19 protein-coding genes are annotated in these 20035 nt (G+C 37.1%); 10 read left to right on the top strand and 9 right to left on the bottom strand.

The features are described from left to right. The first annotated feature begins 62 nt into the window (after window positions 1-62). The 3 genes from NOX80_RS14655 to NOX80_RS14645 all read left to right on the top strand — a co-directional run bounded on the left by NOX80_RS14655 (window position 63) and on the right by NOX80_RS14645 (window position 1728). Window positions 63-629 carry a fasciclin domain-containing protein gene (locus NOX80_RS14655; protein ID WP_256550548.1) on the top strand — a complete coding sequence of 189 codons (567 nt, stop codon included), beginning with the start codon at window positions 63-65 and terminating at the stop codon, window positions 627-629. A gap of 193 nt (window positions 630-822) precedes the next feature. Next, window positions 823-1218: a hypothetical protein gene (locus NOX80_RS14650; protein WP_256550547.1), complete on the top strand. Its 396-nt coding sequence runs from the start codon at window positions 823-825 to the stop codon at window positions 1216-1218. Window positions 1219-1263: 45 nt separating this feature from the next. Beyond that, the gene (locus NOX80_RS14645; protein WP_256550546.1) at window positions 1264-1728 is read left to right on the top strand and encodes an HAD domain-containing protein; all 465 of its coding nucleotides are present in this window, start codon (window positions 1264-1266) and stop codon (window positions 1726-1728) included. Window positions 1729-1772: 44 nt separating this feature from the next. Here NOX80_RS14645 and NOX80_RS14640 read toward each other — a convergent pair. Continuing rightward, window positions 1773-2998, bottom strand: a protein-coding gene (locus tag NOX80_RS14640) for an IS3 family transposase (protein ID WP_256550545.1) whose coding sequence is annotated in 2 segments (ribosomal slippage) — window positions 1773-2650 and window positions 2650-2998 — 1227 coding nt in all. Because the reading frame shifts where the segments join, the coding sequence is not laid out codon by codon here. Between the two features lie 99 nt (window positions 2999-3097). Then, entirely contained in the window at window positions 3098-5524 is a 2427-nt protein-coding gene (pheT, locus tag NOX80_RS14635) for a phenylalanine--tRNA ligase subunit beta (protein ID WP_256550544.1), read from the bottom strand. A gap of 253 nt (window positions 5525-5777) precedes the next feature. Between pheT and NOX80_RS14630 the strand changes: the two genes are divergently transcribed. Together NOX80_RS14630 and NOX80_RS14625 are read left to right on the top strand one after the other, a co-directional pair. Beyond that, complete coding sequence (locus NOX80_RS14630; protein ID WP_256550543.1) at window positions 5778-7283, top strand: aldehyde dehydrogenase family protein; 1506 nt, start codon at window positions 5778-5780, stop codon at window positions 7281-7283. A 73-nt stretch (window positions 7284-7356) separates the two neighbouring features. Further along, on the top strand, window positions 7357-7731 hold the full coding sequence (locus NOX80_RS14625; RefSeq protein WP_256550542.1) for a DUF779 domain-containing protein: 375 nt from the start codon (window positions 7357-7359) through the stop codon (window positions 7729-7731). Between the two features lie 2 nt (window positions 7732-7733). On the opposite strand, the gene NOX80_RS14620 is transcribed toward NOX80_RS14625, so the two are convergent. The 3 genes from NOX80_RS14620 to recG form a co-directional block, all read right to left on the bottom strand. Continuing rightward, the gene (locus NOX80_RS14620; RefSeq protein WP_256550541.1) at window positions 7734-8651 is read right to left on the bottom strand and encodes an AraC family transcriptional regulator; all 918 of its coding nucleotides are present in this window, start codon (window positions 8649-8651) and stop codon (window positions 7734-7736) included. 108 nt (window positions 8652-8759) lie between these two features. After that, window positions 8760-9623 carry a bestrophin family protein gene (locus NOX80_RS14615; RefSeq protein ID WP_256550540.1) on the bottom strand — a complete coding sequence of 288 codons (864 nt, stop codon included), beginning with the start codon at window positions 9621-9623 and terminating at the stop codon, window positions 8760-8762. A gap of 45 nt (window positions 9624-9668) precedes the next feature. After that, window positions 9669-11771, bottom strand: coding sequence for an ATP-dependent DNA helicase RecG (gene recG, locus NOX80_RS14610; RefSeq protein ID WP_256550539.1), 2103 nt, complete (start codon window positions 11769-11771; stop codon window positions 9669-9671). Between the two features lie 286 nt (window positions 11772-12057). Here recG and NOX80_RS14605 point away from each other — a divergent pair, with 286 nt between their 5' ends. From NOX80_RS14605 to NOX80_RS14595, 3 genes are all read left to right on the top strand, one after another. After that, window positions 12058-12402 (top strand): hypothetical protein, encoded by a 345-nt coding sequence (locus NOX80_RS14605; RefSeq protein WP_256550538.1) that lies wholly within the window; start codon window positions 12058-12060, stop codon window positions 12400-12402. A 23-nt stretch (window positions 12403-12425) separates the two neighbouring features. Further along, entirely contained in the window at window positions 12426-12863 is a 438-nt protein-coding gene (locus tag NOX80_RS14600; protein ID WP_256550537.1) for a hypothetical protein, read from the top strand. Between the two features lie 72 nt (window positions 12864-12935). Continuing rightward, entirely contained in the window at window positions 12936-13214 is a 279-nt protein-coding gene (locus NOX80_RS14595) for a hypothetical protein (protein WP_256550536.1), read from the top strand. A 122-nt stretch (window positions 13215-13336) separates the two neighbouring features. Here the strand turns inward: NOX80_RS14595 and NOX80_RS14590 are convergent, their stop codons facing one another. Genes NOX80_RS14590 through NOX80_RS14580 form a run of 3 tightly spaced genes read right to left on the bottom strand, consistent with a single transcriptional unit; the run spans window position 13337 to window position 15328 of the window. Beyond that, a complete protein-coding gene (locus tag NOX80_RS14590; protein WP_256550535.1) occupies window positions 13337-14029 on the bottom strand; it encodes an aspartyl/asparaginyl beta-hydroxylase domain-containing protein in 693 nt (230 codons plus the stop codon). Between the two features lie 3 nt (window positions 14030-14032). Beyond that, entirely contained in the window at window positions 14033-14548 is a 516-nt protein-coding gene (locus tag NOX80_RS14585; protein WP_256550534.1) for a hypothetical protein, read from the bottom strand. 57 nt (window positions 14549-14605) lie between these two features. Beyond that, window positions 14606-15328, bottom strand: coding sequence for a diphthine--ammonia ligase (locus tag NOX80_RS14580; protein ID WP_256550533.1), 723 nt, complete (start codon window positions 15326-15328; stop codon window positions 14606-14608). Between the two features lie 90 nt (window positions 15329-15418). Here NOX80_RS14580 and NOX80_RS14575 point away from each other — a divergent pair, with 90 nt between their 5' ends. Then, window positions 15419-17488 (top strand): M1 family metallopeptidase, encoded by a 2070-nt coding sequence (locus tag NOX80_RS14575; protein ID WP_256550532.1) that lies wholly within the window; start codon window positions 15419-15421, stop codon window positions 17486-17488. Between the two features lie 158 nt (window positions 17489-17646). Next, on the top strand, window positions 17647-19401 hold the full coding sequence (locus NOX80_RS14570; protein ID WP_256550531.1) for a carboxypeptidase-like regulatory domain-containing protein: 1755 nt from the start codon (window positions 17647-17649) through the stop codon (window positions 19399-19401). A gap of 82 nt (window positions 19402-19483) precedes the next feature. Here the strand turns inward: NOX80_RS14570 and NOX80_RS14565 are convergent, their stop codons facing one another. After that, window positions 19484-19924: a hypothetical protein gene (locus NOX80_RS14565; protein ID WP_256550530.1), complete on the bottom strand. Its 441-nt coding sequence runs from the start codon at window positions 19922-19924 to the stop codon at window positions 19484-19486. Window positions 19925-20035 lie beyond the last annotated feature (111 nt).

The raw sequence follows: 20035 nt of genomic DNA, 5'->3' as shown, positions 1-20035 counted from the left end.
TTATAAAACCAAAAACGGATTAGTTGCGTAAATGAATTTATAAACAATTAAAAAATAACATTATGAAAACTTCAAAAATTTTATCCGTTGCTTTTGTGGCTTGCGCATTATTCTTCGGAACTGCTTCTTTCGCGCAAAAAGAAAAAACGGTTATGGTAGGTGGAGCAGCGATGTATCCTTCTAAAAATATCGTTGAAAATGCAGTAAACTCTAAAGATCATACTACGTTAGTGGCAGCAGTAAAAGCAGCCGGATTAGTGGAAACATTAGAATCAAAAGGACCTTTCACCGTTTTTGCTCCTACGAATGCCGCATTTGCAAAGCTTCCTAAAGGAACCGTGGAATCCTTACTAAAACCGGAAAATAAAAAGAAATTACAAACCATTTTGACCTATCATGTTGTGGCTGGTAAAATGAATGCGACAGATATTGATAAAGCGATTAAAAACGGAAAAGGAAAAGCGACGCTGAAAACCGTTAGTGGTGGAACGTTAACTGCTTGGATGAAAGGAAAGGATTTGTATGTGACTGATGAAAACGGAAACAGTGCTAAAGTAACAATAGCGGATGTTAATCAGTCCAATGGTGTAATTCATGTTGTTGATGCGGTTTTGTTACCGAAATCATAATGTTGTTTTGATGATTAGAGAAGAGAAGTCCCGGTTAGCCGGGACTTTTTTTATGATGGTAGTTTAGTTTTACTATTGGGGCTAAAATGTCTTGTTATTGGGTGTTTATGTTATGGTGTTGTAGCGTTCATTGATTTGAAAAACAGGTTATTATTCGTAAATTCGTGATGTATAAGCCATAAAAATAAATAATATGCCGGAAAGAAAAGATGTAGCAATTAAGGAAGCAGTTTGCCTCGATATTTTGACATTGGAGCAATTTATAAGAAATGTAGATCACGAATATGAAACAACGCACAAGGTGGTTTGTTTCGCTGTTATTCAACGTATTTACAGAAGAATTTTGGCAGGATATCGATTTGGTTCAATCAAGGTTAATAATGGTAAATTAGTTGTCGACGGGAATCATCGCTATATTGCTTATAAGTTAGCCGGTATTGTTGTGGATAAGGTGAAATCAGGACGTTCTTTTTCGGATATTGGAAGGTCTTTTAATCATATTAAGATTGATGTAAATGAAGATTGGGATAGAAATTGTCCGTATCATCGGAAATACTGTAATGATGACTTTCTTTCCGAATTTGAATGAGTTCTTTACTGAGAATAGAATAATGTATAAGTTATTATAAATGAGATGAAAATTTTTTTAGACATAGACGGTGTAATGGTGCATGCTAATCCTCATAAGAGAGTGGAATTAGATGCAGACGGATTTTATAAATTCAATACTGTTGCTATTGAGATCTTAAATTACATTATTGGTTTAAAAAAGAAAGTAGAATTGATTTTGTCAACTTCACATAGGTTTCGTTTTGGAGTCATGGAATGGAAAGCTATTTTTGATAGGAGGGCTATATCTGTTGAGAGTGTGTCCATTTTAAATACGCCACTTGAAAAGCAGTTAACGAGAAAAACAGAGATCATGGGTTGGATGGATCAATGCCAATACAGTCCGGAGGAAGTACTTATAATTGATGATGATAAATCCTTAAACGGATTGCCTGAAAATTTAAAAGAACGATTGCTACTTACTAATCCATATACAGGTTTAAATCAGGAAAGTTATGTTGATTTGAATATGCTTTTAAAAAAAGTGTGAGTCGTCCTAAAATAGGTTGACAGATTTTACAATAAATTTTTAGATTAACCAGTCAGGCTTACCTGGCTGGTTTTTTCATGTATAAAGTTAGGTGTTTTCATTTTTAAACTCAAATGAGGTCTTTTAGTATTATAAGTTTCTATTGCCGTTTTTACAAGTTTTTCTAATGTTGCGCCATCTTTACATTTGTAAATCAAAAATTCGTTTTTTAAAATTCCATTTATTCTTTCAGCTAAAGCATTTTGATAACAATCATATCCGTCAGTCATAGAAGGTATAATATTGTTTTTTGCTAATACTTCCTGATAAATTTTAGAACAATATTGTAAACCTCTATCGGAGTGATGTATCAGTGGTAATGTTGATTTCCTATTCTTTAGGGCCATTTTCAATGCCTGTACCACATTTTCAGAACTCATATCATCACTCAGTTTATAACCCATTATTTTTCTGCTATAAGCATCAGTAACTAAAGATAGATAATGCGTTTTCTGATGTGATTTGATATAAGTAATATCACTAACGTATACCTGTTCAGGGCGGTTAATTTCACACTCTTGCAAAAGATTTTCGTACTTGTGTAGCCAATGTTTAGAATAGGTAGTTTTAGTATAGCTCTTCATTGGTTTAACTAGTAGCTTCTCTCTTCTTAGATAATCAAATAAAGCATCACGACCTATCTTTACACCCTGTTGATCAAATTGTTTTGAAAGTAGGTAATATAGCTTACGTGTTCCTATACGTGGCATTTCCAATCGCAAAGAAAGAACCAGATGCTTTACTTTGTGTAGCTCAGATTCCCGATTGAAGATTCTTTTTTGTTCCTGATATATAGCTTGCCTACTCATCCCAAACAATCGACAACTTTTGGACAAACTTATTCCTGCTCCTTCCCGGAGTCGGAAGATGGTTTGGGAGAAAACTTTTTTCGGATCTGAGTTCCATACTGACTATCAGAAATGTCGATCATCGTATTGAGAATCTTATTTCGAAGTTTCTCATCGGCCAGTTCTTTCTCTAGTCGTTTAATAATCTGAGCCGGAGTTTCTTTAGATTTAGACATAAATAACAGATTTGGTTTACTCCAATCTAAGTTACCATATTTTCGCAGCCAAACCAAAACTGTACTTCTTCCCTGGATGCCGTAAACAGATTGAGCTTGTTTGTAGGTCATTTCACCTTGCTCAACTCGCGAAATTATGGCTAATTTAAAAGCCATGTTGTAATCCTTTTGACTACGTTTAATAGCGGTATTGGTTTTGTCTTTCATAATAAAGTCGATTTGTTGTCAACTTATTTCAGGACGAGACAGTGTAAATTAAAAAGTCCCGATTTTTGTCGGGACTTTTTGTTATAGGATTGTATTTGATTATCGTAATGTTGCACCTAATTCTTTTTCGAAATTAGCTTGCAGTTTTTGCATGATTTTATCAATCTGAGCATCTGTTAATGTTTTAGAGCTATCTTGAATAGTAAAGCTAACGGCATACGATTTTTTACCTTCCGGTAAATTGCTTCCTTCGTATACGTCAAACAGATTAACGTCTTTTAAAAGCGATTTTTCGGTTTGCTTGGCAATTGAAAAAATCTGATCGAAAGCCACTGATTGATCTAATAATAAAGCTAAATCACGACGTACTTCCGGGTATTTTGGAATTTCAACGAATTTGATTTTCGTTGAAAGTAATTTTAAAATAGCGCCCCAGTTAAAGTCGGCAAATAAAACTTCTTGTTTGATGTCAAAATGTTTTAAGATCGATTTTTTAACCGTTCCTAATTCCACTATAATGTCTTTTCCGACTGACAGGGAAGTTCCTTCTGCAAAAATATCGTTATCTAATGGCTGTGTTGCCGTTTTGTCAATTCCTAAACGAGACAAAATACTGGTTACATAACCTTTAAATAAGAAGAAATCGGATGGTTGTTGTGGTGTAGACCAGTTTTCCATTAAACGATTTCCGGTTACAAACAATGTCAGGTGTTTGTTTTCTTCGTATCCGGATGGCAATTTATGGTAGCTTTTTCCGAATTCGAATAATTTTAAATCACTTCGTTTTCTGTTAATGTTGAATGAAATAGCTTCCAATCCGCTGAAAAGTAGTGACTGACGCATAGCTGATAAATCATTACTAAGCGGATTCAACATCATTACGTTAAATTCCTCTTTTAGTTTTTCGGATAACTTCACATATTCCGGGGAAGTAAGTGAATTAGCCATCATTTCATTAAAACCTTGTGAAACCAGTTGGTTAGCAATGATATTTTGAACTTTGTAATCTTCAGTTCGGGATGAATTGGAGATCGAAGCGTTTAATTTTGGTGTAAAGTTGATATTGTTGTATCCGTATACACGTAAAATTTCTTCAATCACATCGATTTCACGCTGTACATCTACACGATAAGCCGGGATTGTTAATCCTAAACCGGCATCGGAAACACTATTAACTTTAATATCTAATGAAACTAAAATCTTCTTGATTGTCTCTTTGGATAATTCCTGACCAATTATTTTAGTTACGTTGTTGAAATTTAATAAAACCGAGAAATCCTCAATTTTTTTAGGGTATAAATCAATAACATCAGAAGTGATTTCACCACCGGCAACTTCTTGAATTAACAATGCAGCACGTTTTAATGCATATTCTGTGATTGTAGGGTCAATTCCTCTTTCAAAACGGAAAGAAGCATCTGTACTTAATGTATGACGTTTTGCAGTTTTGCGAATTGAAATAGGGTTGAAATACGCACTTTCCAAAAATATTGCCGTCGTGTTTTCACTTACGCCTGAATTCTTTCCTCCGAATACACCGGCAATACACATTGGACCATTATCGTCACAGATCATTAAGTCTTCTTCATGTAACGTTCGCTCAACATCATCCAGTGTTATAAATTTCGTGCCGGCTGCAACGGTTTTTACTGTTACTTTTCCACCTTTGATTTTAGCCGCATCGAACGCATGTAATGGTTGTCCTAATTCATGTAAAACATAATTAGTAACGTCAACTACATTGTTTTTCGGAGTAAGGCCAATCGATTTTAAACGGTTTTGTAGCCAGGATGGTGATTGTTTTACAGTAATACCGGAAATGGTCACCCCGCAATAACGAGGAGCCAGTTTGTTATCTTCAACCTTGATGTCAACTTTTAAAGTACGTTTTTCAACTTTAAATTTGCTTACAGAAGGTGTGATTAACTCTGTATGATTAATGTTTTTCTGAATTAATCCGGCTCTAAGGTCACGGGCAACACCCAAATGACTCATAGCATCAGCACGGTTTGGTGTTAATCCGATTTCAAAAACTTCATCCGTTTCGATATTAAAAACTTTTGAAGCGGGAGTACCCGGTTTTAAGTCTTCAGACAGAATCATAATACCGTCATGACCTTCACCTAAGCCTAACTCATCTTCGGCACAAATCATTCCGTGACTTTCCTCACCGCGGATTTTTCCTTTTTTAATTTCAAAAGCAACACCTTCTTTGTCGTATAATTTGGTTCCGATAGTCGCAACGGCTACTTTTTGTCCCGCAGCAACATTGGGAGCACCACATACAATCTGTACAGGAGTACCTTCGCCCAGATCAACCGTAGTGACACGCAGTCTGTCAGCATTCGGGTGCGGAATGCAAGTCAAAACATGACCCACAACAACACCTTCAAGACCTCCCTTTAAACTTTCATACTTGTCCACACCTTCTACTTCCAGACCTAAATCAGTAAGTAAGGCAGAGGTGTCTTCAGAATTCCAATCTAATTTGATGAATTGTTTTAACCAATTGTAAGATATACGCATTGCAGTAAAATTTAAGGATGCAAATATAAGTATTGTCGGGCGTAGAATAAAGAAAAGTTACGCTTTTTTAAGTCCGCTGTTATCTTTTAAAGAATGGGAATAGTGCAATGAAATAAGCGGATCATAGCGGTAATGCTTAAAAAATTAAAACAAAGAAAACAGAACTGAAAAAAATATGCTATTGATTGCAAGAATAATGCTATTTTACTTTTTATATAGCCCGTAATTTTGAATAAACGCAAAAAACAATATTATGAGCAATGTATTTCAAAGACCTCAATTTAAAGAAAAATATGATAATTTCATCGGAGGTAAATTCGTACCTCCGGTAAAAGGAGAATACTTTGATAATGTTTCCCCGATCGACGGAAAAGTGTTTGCAAAAGCAGCCCGATCGACTAAAGAAGATATAGATCTGGCATTGGACGCCGCCCATGAAGCCTTTAAAACATGGGGAAAAGCATCGCCGGCTTACCGAAGTCTGGTTTTGAATAAAATCGCTGATGTTATGGAAGCTAATCTGGAATATCTGGCAACTGTTGAAACGATTGATAACGGAAAAGCCGTTCGTGAGACCTTGGCTGCCGATTTACCGCTTTGCATTGATCACTTCCGTTATTTTGCCGGTGTGATTCGTGCCGAAGAAGGTACGATATCCGAACACGATGAAAATACGGTTAGTATCTGTTTGCATGAGCCAATTGGTGTGGTAGGACAAATTATCCCGTGGAATTTCCCGTTACTAATGGCCACCTGGAAAATTGCACCGGCTATCGCTGCCGGAAACTGTACCGTGGTGAAAGCAGCTGAACAAACTCCGGTTTCGATTCTGATATTAATGGATTTAATAAAAGATGTCGTACCACCGGGAGTAATCAATATTGTAAACGGATTTGGTATTGAAGCCGGAAAACCATTGGCAACATCACCGAGAATCGCTAAAGTGTCTTTTACCGGAGAAACGACTACCGGTAGGTTAATCATGCAATATGCCGCTGAAAATATTATTCCTTCTACAATGGAATTGGGAGGGAAATCGCCGAATATCTTCTTTAAATCGGTAGCCGATGCTGATGATGCCTTTTTTGATAAAGCGATTGAAGGTGCGGTTATGTTTGCTTTAAATCAGGGTGAGATTTGTACATGTCCGTCACGTATCTTGGTACATGAAGATATTTATGACAAATTTATGGCAAGAGTTGTCGAAAGGGTAAAAGCAATCAAAATTGGTCATCCGTTGGATAAAACCGTTATGATGGGTGCTCAGGCATCTAACGATCAGTATGAAAAAATACAGTCTTATCTGAAAATCGGTAAAGAGGAAGGTGCTGAAGTATTGGTTGGCGGTAATATCAATGCATTGGACGGAGAACTTTCGGGCGGATATTATATTGAACCGACTGTTTTTAAAGGGACCAATAAAATGCGGATTTTTCAGGAAGAAATTTTCGGTCCGGTTGTGTGTGTAGCTACTTTTAAAACCACGGAAGAAGCGATCGCGATTGCAAATGATACATTATACGGATTGGGTGCCGGTGTATGGACACGTGATGCTCATGAATTATATCAGGTTCCGAGAGCGATTCAGGCGGGTAGAGTATGGGTGAACAATTATCATGCTTATCCGGCACATGCACCGTTCGGAGGATATAAAAAATCAGGATTCGGAAGAGAAAACCACAAAATGATGCTGGAACATTATCGTCAAACTAAAAATATGCTGATTTCTTATGACAAAAATAAACTAGGATTCTTCTAATTTTTTTTCAAAAACCAAAACAAATACCCGACCCGGCAGGAGCTATCTTGCCGGGTTTTTAAAAAAAGACATTATGGTAGCAAGAGTTAATCTGACGGAAGCGGCAAAAGCATTAATAGAAGAATTGAAATCGCGTAACGGTCCGTTGATGTTTCATCAGAGTGGCGGATGTTGTGACGGTTCGCAACCGATGTGCTTTCCGGAAGGAGAGTTTAAACTGGGTTATAGTGATGTCTGTCTCGGTGAAGTCGACGGTTGTCCGTTTTGGATGAGTAAAGATCAGTTTGAATACTGGCAACATACGCATTTAACCCTGGATGTAGTAGTGGGACGCGGCGCTAGTTTTTCACTGGAAATCCCCTACGGAAAACGTTTTATTATCCATTCCCGTTTGTTTACGGAATCGGAACGAAACAATCTGGAACCGCTGCGGTATAAAGAAGATTGATATTAGCTGATATAAAGCAACTGGTATTGTTTTGGTGTGATACCTTCGTATTTTTTAAACAATCGGATAAAATAGTTACAGTCTTCAAATCCGGATTGAAAGCAAACTTCATTGATTTGCAATGACGGATTTTTTAGTAATTGTTTGGCTTGCTTGATTTTTTCGGCTATAATAAATTCAATGGGACTCATTCCTAATTCTCGTTTAAAAAAGCGATAAAACGAAGTGGTACTCATACAGGCTTTGTCGCTTAAGTCTTTCAGTGTGATATTGCTCTGAAGATTTTTACGTATGTATTCTACAACCGGTAATATCGGACTATTGTTATTTAGAAAAGTATCCGAATCGATGGCTTTTACAGTTTGTGTCTGAATAATCCGGATCAGTAATTCCTGTAGACTTAAATCGGCTAAAGCATCTTTGGTAATTGACGTGCTCATGCATTCTTTTATCAGTTTACTGATCGTTGTGGCCAGTTCGATATTATTATAGAAGAAGTAATTTTCATGATCCAGTTTCCAGAAATCACCGTCTTTCGGATAGCGTTCGTTCAGGAATTGTAAAGTCTCATTGATTTTTACCTGATCAATAGCTAAAGCCAAACACTGTGTCGGATTATTTTGAGAAGCTTCCGGGAAATCAATTTTCATTTCCACATTAGAAGGAACGACTACAGTTTCACCGGGTAAATACACAAAACCGGGCTCATCAAATAAATGCATCACCTTTTTCCCGCGGAGCATACTGGTAACTACCAGATCGTTGAATTTTAACGGAACCATTTCGGTTGTCGTATAGGTTTCAAACAGATTTAACTCGCAATTATTCAAGGAATAAACGGTTCTGTTTTCAACCAGTGTTTTAAGGGATTTTTCCTGGGTTAAACGCGGGGCCGGTAATAATGATCGGGATAAGCTCATCGGGATTCTCTTCAAAATAAATAGTTAGTCGGCCTGAAGAATCAAGCTATTAAAATTACTGAAAAATATCCCGATAAGGAAATGTAATAACTAAAATTAACGTTTCATTTAAAGAATTTCTTCTACGTGTACTTTGATGTTACTGGCTATTTTAACGGTTGGTAAATCATTTGCATCATCGCCGAAAGGATCTTCTATTTCTTCCGCGATTAATTCTAAACTCGCCAAAACATAAAAGATGAAAACAACAACCGGGACAACATAATAGCCCAGGCTAAATACATAACCGAATGGAAGTGTCATCACATAAAAGAAGATGAATTTTTTTATAAAAGCACTATACGAATAGGGAATCGGTGTGTTTTTGATACGCTCACAAGCGCCGCAAACTTCCGTAAAAGACTGTATTTCGCTATTCAGAATGATTAATTGATCACCGGTAATTTTCTTAGATTCGTATAACTCATTAATTTTATTGAATAACATACGGGCTATTTGATTCGGTTTGTGTTTATTATGATCCAGACTCAAATCAAAGGCTTCATCCAATTGTTTGCCGGTATCAGCATTTTTTAAGTGCCGACTTAAAATGGAAGCGTATCCCGGTATCATGGTTCGGAAATACAAACGATCCCGTTCGTCTTTTAACATGGCAGCCAGTTTGATCGAAAGATTCCGGCTATTGTTGACTAATGCGCCCCATAATTTTCGTCCTTCCCACCAACGGTCATATGCGGTATTGGTTCGGTAAGCCAATAGTAAGGAAATCACAAAACCTAACATATTGTGCATGATCGTTATGTTTTTAACATGGCTTTTCTCCGATAACTTCCAATATTCCATTTCGAGATAACCAACTGCTGCTGAATATAGCCCGATGGTAATCATCATCGGAATCAATTGACGAAAAGTATCCGCTTTATGGAAACGGAAAATAAAAGTAATCCAGTCTTTAGGATTGTAGGCTACCATATTTTATAATTATTTGATTGATAATTGATTGCTGTTTTTAAGAAACTAACTAATATAATTCCAGATGTTTCTTTTTTTGGATAATTCGATAAAAACGTGTTTTAAAAACTGATGTTCAGGCTTGTTCATTGACGGATCATCTTTTAAAAGTCGGATCGCTTCATGTCGGGCAAGCTGTAAGATCTCCCGGTCTTTTACCAAATCGGCAATCTGTAAATTAAGTACGCCACTTTGTTGGGTTCCCATGATATCGCCCGGTCCGCGTAATTTTAAATCCACTTCCGAAATTTCAAAACCATCATTGGTACTACACATGGTTTCGATTCTGATTTTGGAATCATTACTCAGTTTATGACCGGTCATCAGAATACAATAACTTTGTTCGGCACCACGGCCTACGCGTCCCCGAAGCTGATGCAACTGCGATAGTCCGAATCGTTCGGCACTTTCAATGATCATTACACTGGCATTCGGGACATTTACGCCAACTTCAATAACTGTAGTGGCTACCATAATATTGGTTTTTCCGGAAGCAAAACGTTCCATTTCAGCGTCTTTTTCAGCCGGTTTCATTTGTCCGTGAACGATACTCACGCTGTATTGCGGTAGCGGAAAGTCACGTGAAATACCTTCATAACCGTCCATCAGATCCTTATAATCCATTTTTTCACTTTCCTGTATCAACGGATATACAATGTAAATCTGACGTCCTTTGGCAATCTCATCTTTTAAAAACTTCCAGACTTTTAACCGGTTACTGTCATAACGATGTACGGTTTGTATCGGTTTTCTGCCCGGTGGCAGTTCGTCGATAACGGAAATGTCCAGATCGCCGTATAAACTCATGGCAAGTGTTCGCGGAATAGGAGTAGCGGTCATGACCAGAATATGAGGCGGAACGGTATTTTTCTTCCATAATTTGGAACGTTGTTCTACGCCGAAACGATGTTGCTCGTCAATAATGGCTAATCCGAGATTTTGGAACTGTACTTTATCTTCTAATAGGGCATGCGTACCGATTATAATATGTACGCTACCGTTTTCAAGTTCTTCGTGTATGATTTTACGATCGGCGGTTTTAGTCGATCCGGTCAGTATTTTGATATTTAAGTCTAATCCTTTAGCCAATTCCCGGATTCCTAAAAAATGCTGGTTGGCTAATATTTCCGTAGGAGCCATTAAACACGCCTGAAAACCATTGTCAAGAGCGAGTAACATCGTCATTAATGCAACGATTGTTTTTCCGGAACCTACGTCACCTTGCAGCAAACGATTCATTTGTGCGTTGCTTCCCAAATCATTCCGAATCTCTTTTAATACTTTTTTTTGCGCATTGGTCAGATCAAACGGCAAATGATGATTGTAAAACGTAGTAAAATAATCTCCGACCTTATCAAACGGCAGTCCTTTTATTTTGTGTTTTCGGATCAGGTTTTTAGTAATCAGTTGCAATTGAATAAAGAACAATTCTTCAAACTTTAACCGAAACTGCGCTTTGGCCAGTAACTCCTGACTTTTAGGAAAATGAATATTAAATAGTGCTGCGTTTTTCGGAATCAGTTTTAATTCATCAACTAAATAAGCAGGAAGCGTTTCTTTAAATAACGTCTGAGTTTCAATAAACAACTGTTGCATCAGTCGGTTTACTGTTTTATTGGTAATTCCTTTTTGCGTTAGTTTTTCGGTAGACGGATATACAGACTGCATGGCCGAACGCAGGCTTTTTTCGTGTTCGGCAAGTAATTCCATTTCCGGATGTGCCATATTAAAAGTACCGTTAAAAGAAGTCACTTTTCCGAAGATGACATAAACCATATTTAGTTTAAGGCTTTCGCGGATCCATTTTTGGCCCTGAAACCAAACGAGTTCCATTTCTCCGGTATCATCAACAAAGGTGGCCACAAGTCGTTTCCCTCTTTTTTGTTCCACAGATTTAATGTGAATAACACGCCCGATAATTTGTACTTCTGAATTACTGTTTTGCAATTCATTAATCTTATAGTAACGGGTACGGTCAATATAACGGTTCGGATATAGATTTAAAAGGTCGGCATAACGGTGAATGTTCAGCTCTTTACGTAATAACTCTCCACGTTGAGGTCCAACGCCTTTCAGGTATTCTATAGGAGTTTCGAAAAGGTTATTCATTCAAAAATTACGATTAGTAATAAATCACTTTACGAAGATAGATTTTAATTGGGAAATTAAAAACACTCGATTCGGGAAAAAACAGAATCGTGCTGTTTTTCCGGAAAATTAGGAATCAACGGGAAATTACGGAAAGAACGCGAAAAAAAACAGGTAAAAACACGTATAGGAAATAACGGCTGACTTTTTAGTTTTATAAAATCAAATGCTGTAGCAAAATCATACTGTCAGCTAGAAGGTTAAGTATTTTTTGACGATTAAACTGTAACCAAAAAAGATAGTAGAAATGAGAATTACCCAAATTGCCGTATTAGTGAGTTCGTTCTTTTTAATCAATACTTGCCGGGAAACCCGCGCAGGTGTAAAAATGATAGTAAAGGAAAAGGAAACCCGACAATTGGTAACGGAAACGAATCCGGCAGCTATTCAGAGTCTGATAGAGGATACTTCCACTGAAATGTCTTTATTGGCTTTGAATGTGTTACACGGGAATCATTCCGGAAACAACAATAAAAAGCCAAACCAGGAACCTGTCCGTAAAGCGGAAATAGAGGTAACGGATGATGATTTTCAGAACGTACCGCCTGTAGACACATATTGGTTACAAAATCTTAAAATGAGTTTAAGATAGTACTAACTATAAAAGTGTTTCAGATGGACAAACGAATGTACAATTTTGTTTCGGATTGGACCGCAGGATCAGAAAAAAAGAAAAGTACAGGTACTGTTACCGATGTATTCGGTTTACTAGGGCTGTTCTATCCTAAAAGTGCCATGTGTTGGACAGTATACGGTAGTATGCTGGGAATTTTCGGGATGGTAAAATCTTATTATAAAGTATGGCTTTTTCCGGCAATCTTACTTTTTTTAATTCTCCATTTATGGGCCATGTCAAAAAATGTAAGACAAAAAATTTACCTCCCTTTTATATTTAGTTTGACCGGTGCTTTATTGCTTGTGATAAGCAAAATGTTTTTCCCTTTGATATACTGGCCTGTGTTGATTGGAATGGGATTTCTGTTGTTGGGATCACTGGCTAATAGTATTGCCGATTCCAAAATAACGGATGATGAACGAAATCCGAAGCGATAATTTCTTGTAGACTTCATATAAAAACCAAAAACCAACAAATAAAAAAAGTAGTAACCCTAAAGCAAAAAGAGTATGGAAGGATTATTTATAGTGTCGGCATTTGCGACCATTAACGGGAGAAAATATTATCTGGGAACTGAAACGGTTAGTAACAGAAGTTACGGCAGTTCGGCCTCTTCGGATGTTGTATTAAAAGAAGTAAAAGCCGATTACGGTTTACTTGGTTTTACTGATGAATCGCTGGCAAAAGCGACATTTGATTTTATTATACACGGAAAACAAGAGCATTTGCCTTTACCGGAAAAAGAGGTGCTTGTTACTAAAAAATTCTGTAGAGTCGGAATATCATAACTTTTCATAAATAGTGTCATAAATGTAGGCATAGTTTAGAGTTCCATAAATAAATTGTGTTTATAGACAGGAGAGGGTAGGTTTGGTTAAGCCTGCCTTCTTTGTTTGTATCAATTGTTTCATCAGGAATGATTGTTCTCGATATTTTTTAGAATAGTTGCTGTCAATACCGGATTCATACGATTTAGTTCTTCGATAATACGCTGTTTTTCGGCTTCGTTCATTTCGGGTAATGGTTTTCGGAATTGTTCCGGATGTGCCTCTTTGTAAAACAGCGTGTCAGTCCATTCGTTCTGTATGCCGTCGATAACCAGGTGGATTCGGTCTGCGGAACCATTATTTACTACCGAATGGCTAAAATTGGCATTGATATACCAACATTCGCCTTCGTTCATAATTAAACGTTTGTCGTCCAGCATAAAAACGACATCCGGATTGGTGATAATCGGAATATGCAAACGAAAGCAACCGTCTTCATAACCCAGACAATAATCGCGATGTGGTTTGATTTCGGTTCCGGCAGTCAGATTTAATAAACGAACAGCTGTTTTTTCAAATGGAAATTCGTCTAATATGGTTTTAAAATAGTCACATTGTTTTAAAATATCCGTATCAATAAGCTCGCTTCGGTTTAAAGCAAATATTGAATCCGAATTTCCGTCTTCTGACATTAAAGCTATTGAAGTCCACTTGCCGTTATAATCGTTTTGATTATAATGATCTGTCCACTTATGAGAGATCACCTTATTAATATCGGCCTGTAAACGAACGACATCAAAGGATAACGGGAATTTAATTGCACGAATCAGTTCCATGATTTATTGTCTTAACCAGTTTAACATCAAAGGAAAAGCTTTTTGATTTGTTGCAGCGGCGCGTTCTTCACCAAGACAAAGTCCGATCCATTCCAGAAAAGGTAAACCGATATAATTTCCTTTTTCAAAATTAGTGATCAGCATTTCCGAGCCATTCTTATATCCGTTGTTATGGAAAACAAAATCAAGCGGCAGTTGCAGATGTACAGCTGCGGCATACGACCATAAAATCGCTCCGATTTCTTCACCGCCTGTCGGCCAGTCGGCACTTTGGGCTTCAGTTCCGGCTACCAGACGTTCTTCAGGAGTAGTTACGGCAAGATGTCCGGCTTCATGTAACAGATCACCGGGATATAATAACTGATCAAAATCAACATAAATACAGTTGGGGCCTAACGAAAGACCGGGTAAAAAAGTGTCGGTAAGCGGTTTTTCGACAATTGAAATACCGATTTCATCCAAAAAGTGCAACACTTTGGTTACTTCTTCTGTCATAGGTAATGTAGGACTATACTGCATCTTTCAAAAGTAGCAAAAATCAAGACCGACATTTTAGGTGATTTTACCTGATTTGGATTATTCCGGAATCAGATCGCAATACCAGAAACCGTATTGCGTTTCCTTCGGATCGGTAAAACAGGAATCGTCATTTTTCGGAGCTTCATATTTTCGTAAAACAATTTCTCCTTTGGTAAAAGCAACCGGTTTTTTAAAAAGCGGCCCGTCAAAAGTAAAGGTATGAAATTCTCCGTTTTCACCGCAAGGATCAACATTTTCGGGTAATTCGCGTAAAAAATCGGCATCAATAATACGACCGACAAAACTTTTATCTAATAATCGGGCGTCGACACAAGTCACGATGGTTTTAAAGCCCAGTCCGATAAATTCCTGAATAAGGGTTGAGGTGTCTCGTTTCCATAATGGAAAAACAGCTTTTAAATCCATTTCAGCGAGTTTTTCTTCCCGATATTTTCGCAGATCTTCCAAAAAGATATCTCCAAAAGCAGCATGCGTTATTCCTTTGGCTTTTAAAGAAGTCAGCGTTTCCCGCATTACATTTTCATAAACTTCCATCGAAGGCATTTCCGGAATCTCCATTTTTACTAAAGGGATACCAATACTTTCTGTCTGTTGTTCCAATAAGCGGCTTCGGACACCATGCATTGAAATTCGATCATATTGTTTGCTGATACTGGTTAGTAAACAGTCAATTTCAAAATCATTGTGTTGTAATAACTCATAAAGAGCCAGAGCAGAGTCTTTTCCGCTACTCCAGTTAAAAACCGTTTTTGCTTTCAAAATAGAAAATTTAAGGCGTAAACTTACAAAAAAGCCGGTATAATGTTGTGGTAAACTTTGTAACTTTGAGCATTCTATTATGATTTAACTATGAAGCGACTAACGATTTTTTTCTATTTTATATTTGCCGTTTCGCAGGCACAACAAAGCGAAAAAGTGGATTTTATTTCTCTTGATGCGGGACTTTCTTTTAATACGGAAACGCGAAAAATAAAAGGAGATGTCCGATATACATTCCAGGTAATCAATCCGGTCGATACAATTAATATTGATGCGCAACGTATGGATATTACCGGAGTTACGATAAATAAAAAAGCGGTCAAGTTTAAAAATACCGGAAAAAAATTACAATTGTTTCAGGGATATAAAAAAGGACTTAATACGCTGGAATTGCATTATGAAACGCAACCGCGACAAACACTCTATTTTGTTGGATTAAATGACGATTTCCAGATATGGACACAAGGGCAGGGGAAATATACGAGTCATTGGTTGCCGAGTTTTGATGATGTCAATGAAAAAATGATTTTTTCGCTATCCGTTACTTTTGATAAAGCCTTTGAAGTGCTTGCTAACGGAGTTTTAAAGAATAAAGAAAATCGGGGTGATCTGATCACATGGCATTATGCGATGGAAAAACCGATGAGTTCTTATCTGGCGATGTTAGCGATCGGAAAATTTGAAAAGAAAACAGTAGTGACAAATTCCGGTACTCCGTTGGAAATGTATATAAGGAAAGCGGATTCGTTAAAGTTTGAACCGACCTATCGCTATTCAAAAGAAATATTTGATTTTTTTGAACGGGAAATAGGAGTTCCGTATCCGTGGCAGGTATATCGTCAGGTGCCGGTAATCGATTTTTTATATGCCGGTATGGAAAATACAACGGCTACTGTCTTTTCTCAGGATTCTGTTGTTGATGTAATCGGATTTAATGACCGTACTTACGTGAATGTCAATGCGCATGAATTGGCACATCAATGGTTCGGCGATATGATAACGGCACAATCCGGTAAACATCACTGGCTTCAGGAAGGTTTTGCAACCTATTATGCTTTATTGGCTGAAAAACAGCTTTTTGGCGATGATTATTTTAATTGGGAATTATATGAATCAGCCGAACGTTTGATTCGGGTTTCACAAACGGATAAAATTCCGTTGTTAAATGAGAAAGCGAGTTCGTTGACTTTTTATCAAAAAGGAGCCTGGGCATTACATTACCTGAGAGTTCAGGTTGGTGAAACCGCTTTTCGTAAAGCGGTACAAAACTACCTTCGCAAATATGCCTTTAAAAACGTAAACACGGATGATTTTTTAGCTGAAATACGAGCGGCTTCCGGATATGATACAACTGATTTTAAAGCATTATGGCTTGAAAATGCGGTTTTTCCGACGGAACAGGCACTGGCAATTGTAAAACAAAACCCGTTTATAAAAAAGTATCTGGATGTAGTTGGCTTGCAGGATAAGCTATTAGCGGACAAAAAGGTGCAATTGGAACAGGTATTAAAATCGGAAGTGTTCTATCCGGCAAAGGAAGAGGTTATTTATCAATTGGAAAATACACCGTTTGAGCAGAATGAACCCTTGCTGAAGTTAGCGATGCAGTCAACCGATTTAAAAGTGAGACAAGCCGTAGCTAAATCATTGCGAACGATTCCGCAATCATTTAAAAAACAATATGAAACCTTATTGGATGATTCGTCTTATATCACACAGGAAATTGCTTTAAAAGCACTTTGGGCTCAATTCCCGGATGGTCGTTTTCCGTTATTGGATAAAACAAAAAACAGACAGGGATTTAATGATAAAAATCTTCGGATTAGTTGGCTGACATTGGCTTTAGCTACACCGGATTATCAGAATGCTGAAAAATTAAAATGGTATGAAGAATTACTGGATTATGCTTCGCCTAAATATGAAAGTAGCACACGTCAGAATGCATTGGTTAACTTGCTATACCTGAATAAAAGTGATCTGAATACATTGCGTTGGTTGGTAAATGGTACTATACATCATAAGTGGCAATTTGTTAAGTTCTCGAAAGATACGATTCGGGCTTTACTTAAAAATGAAAAACTCAGACAGTATTTTCAGGAAATATTACCCGGATTGCCTGAAAATGAAAAAATACAATTGGATAAATTATTAAAAGAGTAATTTTTTAAATTTATTTTTAATTTTTGATCAATGTAATGTGTTGATTTTTAAGATATGTATTGATTTGTGATTAAAATAGTGTAAAAATAACATTAAGTTATACGCAACTAAAAGCGTTAGGATGTATCTATACTAGTAACAACACAAAACGGAAGCGTATGAATAAAATCAAACTTTTTTTAGTAATAGTTACTTCCATGATATTGATGATCGGATGTGAATCCGATAGCACCTATGAAGGAGGTAATAATCCGGGCGGAGGCGGTACTATGTCATCCAGTTTCGGTAGTCAGGTTTCAAGAAATTTTATCGGGCAAGTTGTAGATGTCAACGGAAATCCGGTTTCAAATGCCAATATCAAAATTGGAAATACTACAGGGATAACCGATTCTAACGGTGTTTTTATCATTAAAAATGCTTCGGTTTACGAACGTTTTGCCTATATCACTGCTAAAAAAGCGGGTTATGTAGATGGTTCCCGTACAATGGTTCCGACTAATGGAGATAATAATGTGAAAATTATGTTACTGCCGTTACAGCCTACTCAGGTGATCAATGCCGGAGTAAGTAGTGAAGTAGCATTGTCTTCCGGTACTAAAGTTGTTTTCGACGGTGCTTTTCAGGATGAAAACGGTGCTGCTTATAATGGAAGTGTTTCGGTCTCAATGTATCATTTATTGCCATCTGATAATAAATTATCCGATTTAATGCCGGGTACTCTTTTTGCACAGGATGAAAACGGTAATGCAAAAGCTTTAGAAACACTGGGTATGCTTAGTGTGGAGTTACGAGGCGCTTCAGGACAAAAGTTACAGATTGCTTCCGGGCATACGGCTCAGATTGTAATGAAAATCGATAACAGTCAATTAAGTACCGCGCCTAACACGATTCCGTTATGGCATTTTGATAACGATAAAGGCTATTGGATTCAGGAAGGTAGTGCTACCCGTCAGGGGAATAATTATGTAGGAACCGTATCGCATTTTTCATGGTGGAATTGTGATGCTCCGTTCCCGGTAGTATCCATGTGTGTTAATCTGGAAGATGCTAACGGTAATCCGCTGGCTAATACTAAGGTCGGAATTATAAGAAGTGGAAATACGTATCCTTCAATCGGAACAACTAATGCAGACGGACAGGTTTGCGGATTGGTTCCGGCAAATGAAACACTGACAATCGTTGTAATTGATAATTGCGGAAATACTATTTATAGCGGATCAGCAGGGCCATTGTCCTCCAATACAACATTGCCTACGATTACGATTAATAACCCTTTAGCAGTACCGACAACTGTAGAAGGAAATCTGGTGACTTGTAATAATGCAGCGGTTACCAATGGTTATGTGATCATGAATATTGGTTATACTACACAGGTAGCACCGGTTTCAAACGGAAGTTTTAGCTTCAATACGTTGGTTTGCGGCGGACCGAATGCCACTTTTACTTTAGAAGGTGCCGATTATGATAATTTGCAGGTAACCGGTGAGATTACGTATACTTTTACAAATCCAACAACTAATGTTGGTAACCTGGTTGCTTGTAATACAGTAACGGAGTTTATCAGTTATCAGATTGATAATGATCCTATAACTTATTACATCACAGGAATTAATGCAAATTATACACCGAATGGCTTATCGATTAGTTCCAGTGCAACAGGAACTGGCGGGATATATATTTGGGGAAATACCAATATACCGGGAATATATACTACTACGAATTTTTCAATAGAAGGAAGCGGAGTAGGTTATATTTCATTGCAAACACCTAATACGGTATCGTTTAATTTGAGTAGTTTCGGATCGGTAGGACAATATATTGATCTCACCTTTAACGGTACATATACGGATAATAATAACCCGGCTGTTACACATACAATTACTGGGGTAGCCCATGTAATTCGCGATAATTAATTGTTTTGTTTGTTATTTTAATTGAAAAGACTTTTCATTGATTTGAAAAGTCTTTTTTACTTTGTGCTATCGGAATTTAGGATTAGTCAACAACTAAAGAATTTCTTTGTCTGGTAAATGTTAATTCTTGTCCTTTTTTTAGACGGGTTACTTCATTGGTGCTTTCCACCATTAGTGTAAGTGTGTTACCGATTATTTTTATATTACATACAATATTGTCTTGTCTGCCCGGAAAACCAAGTTTGCCTATGTATGTATAAGTGCTGCCGTTTAAGGTATAATATCCTTTAACAAGGTGAGGATGGTCAAACATATGATTAATAATCAATGTTGCAAATAAATGTCCCTCGGTACTTTCCCATACGCCATCATGCATATTATCAATAAAGCGTTTTTTATTTTGACTCATTTTAGAAGAAAAAAGACCTTCAGATGCTTTTGTTGATGTAGTACTATCTATATCTAAGGTACAAGCAACAGTAAGAAGCGTAACAACAGTTAAATAAAGTAATGTTTTTTTCATGATTTTATGTTTTTATCTAAAAGTATGAATGATAGAACTGAAAAGCAATCTACTTGGCTTGTTTGTCCTTGATATTCAATTGTTTGTCTTTTTGTCGGCTTGAAAAAAAAA

Source organism: Flavobacterium cerinum (genome assembly GCF_024496085.1).
Classification (GTDB): Bacteria; Bacteroidota; Bacteroidia; order Flavobacteriales; family Flavobacteriaceae; genus Flavobacterium; species Flavobacterium cerinum_A.
This window is presented reverse-complemented; position numbering and strand designations above follow the sequence as displayed.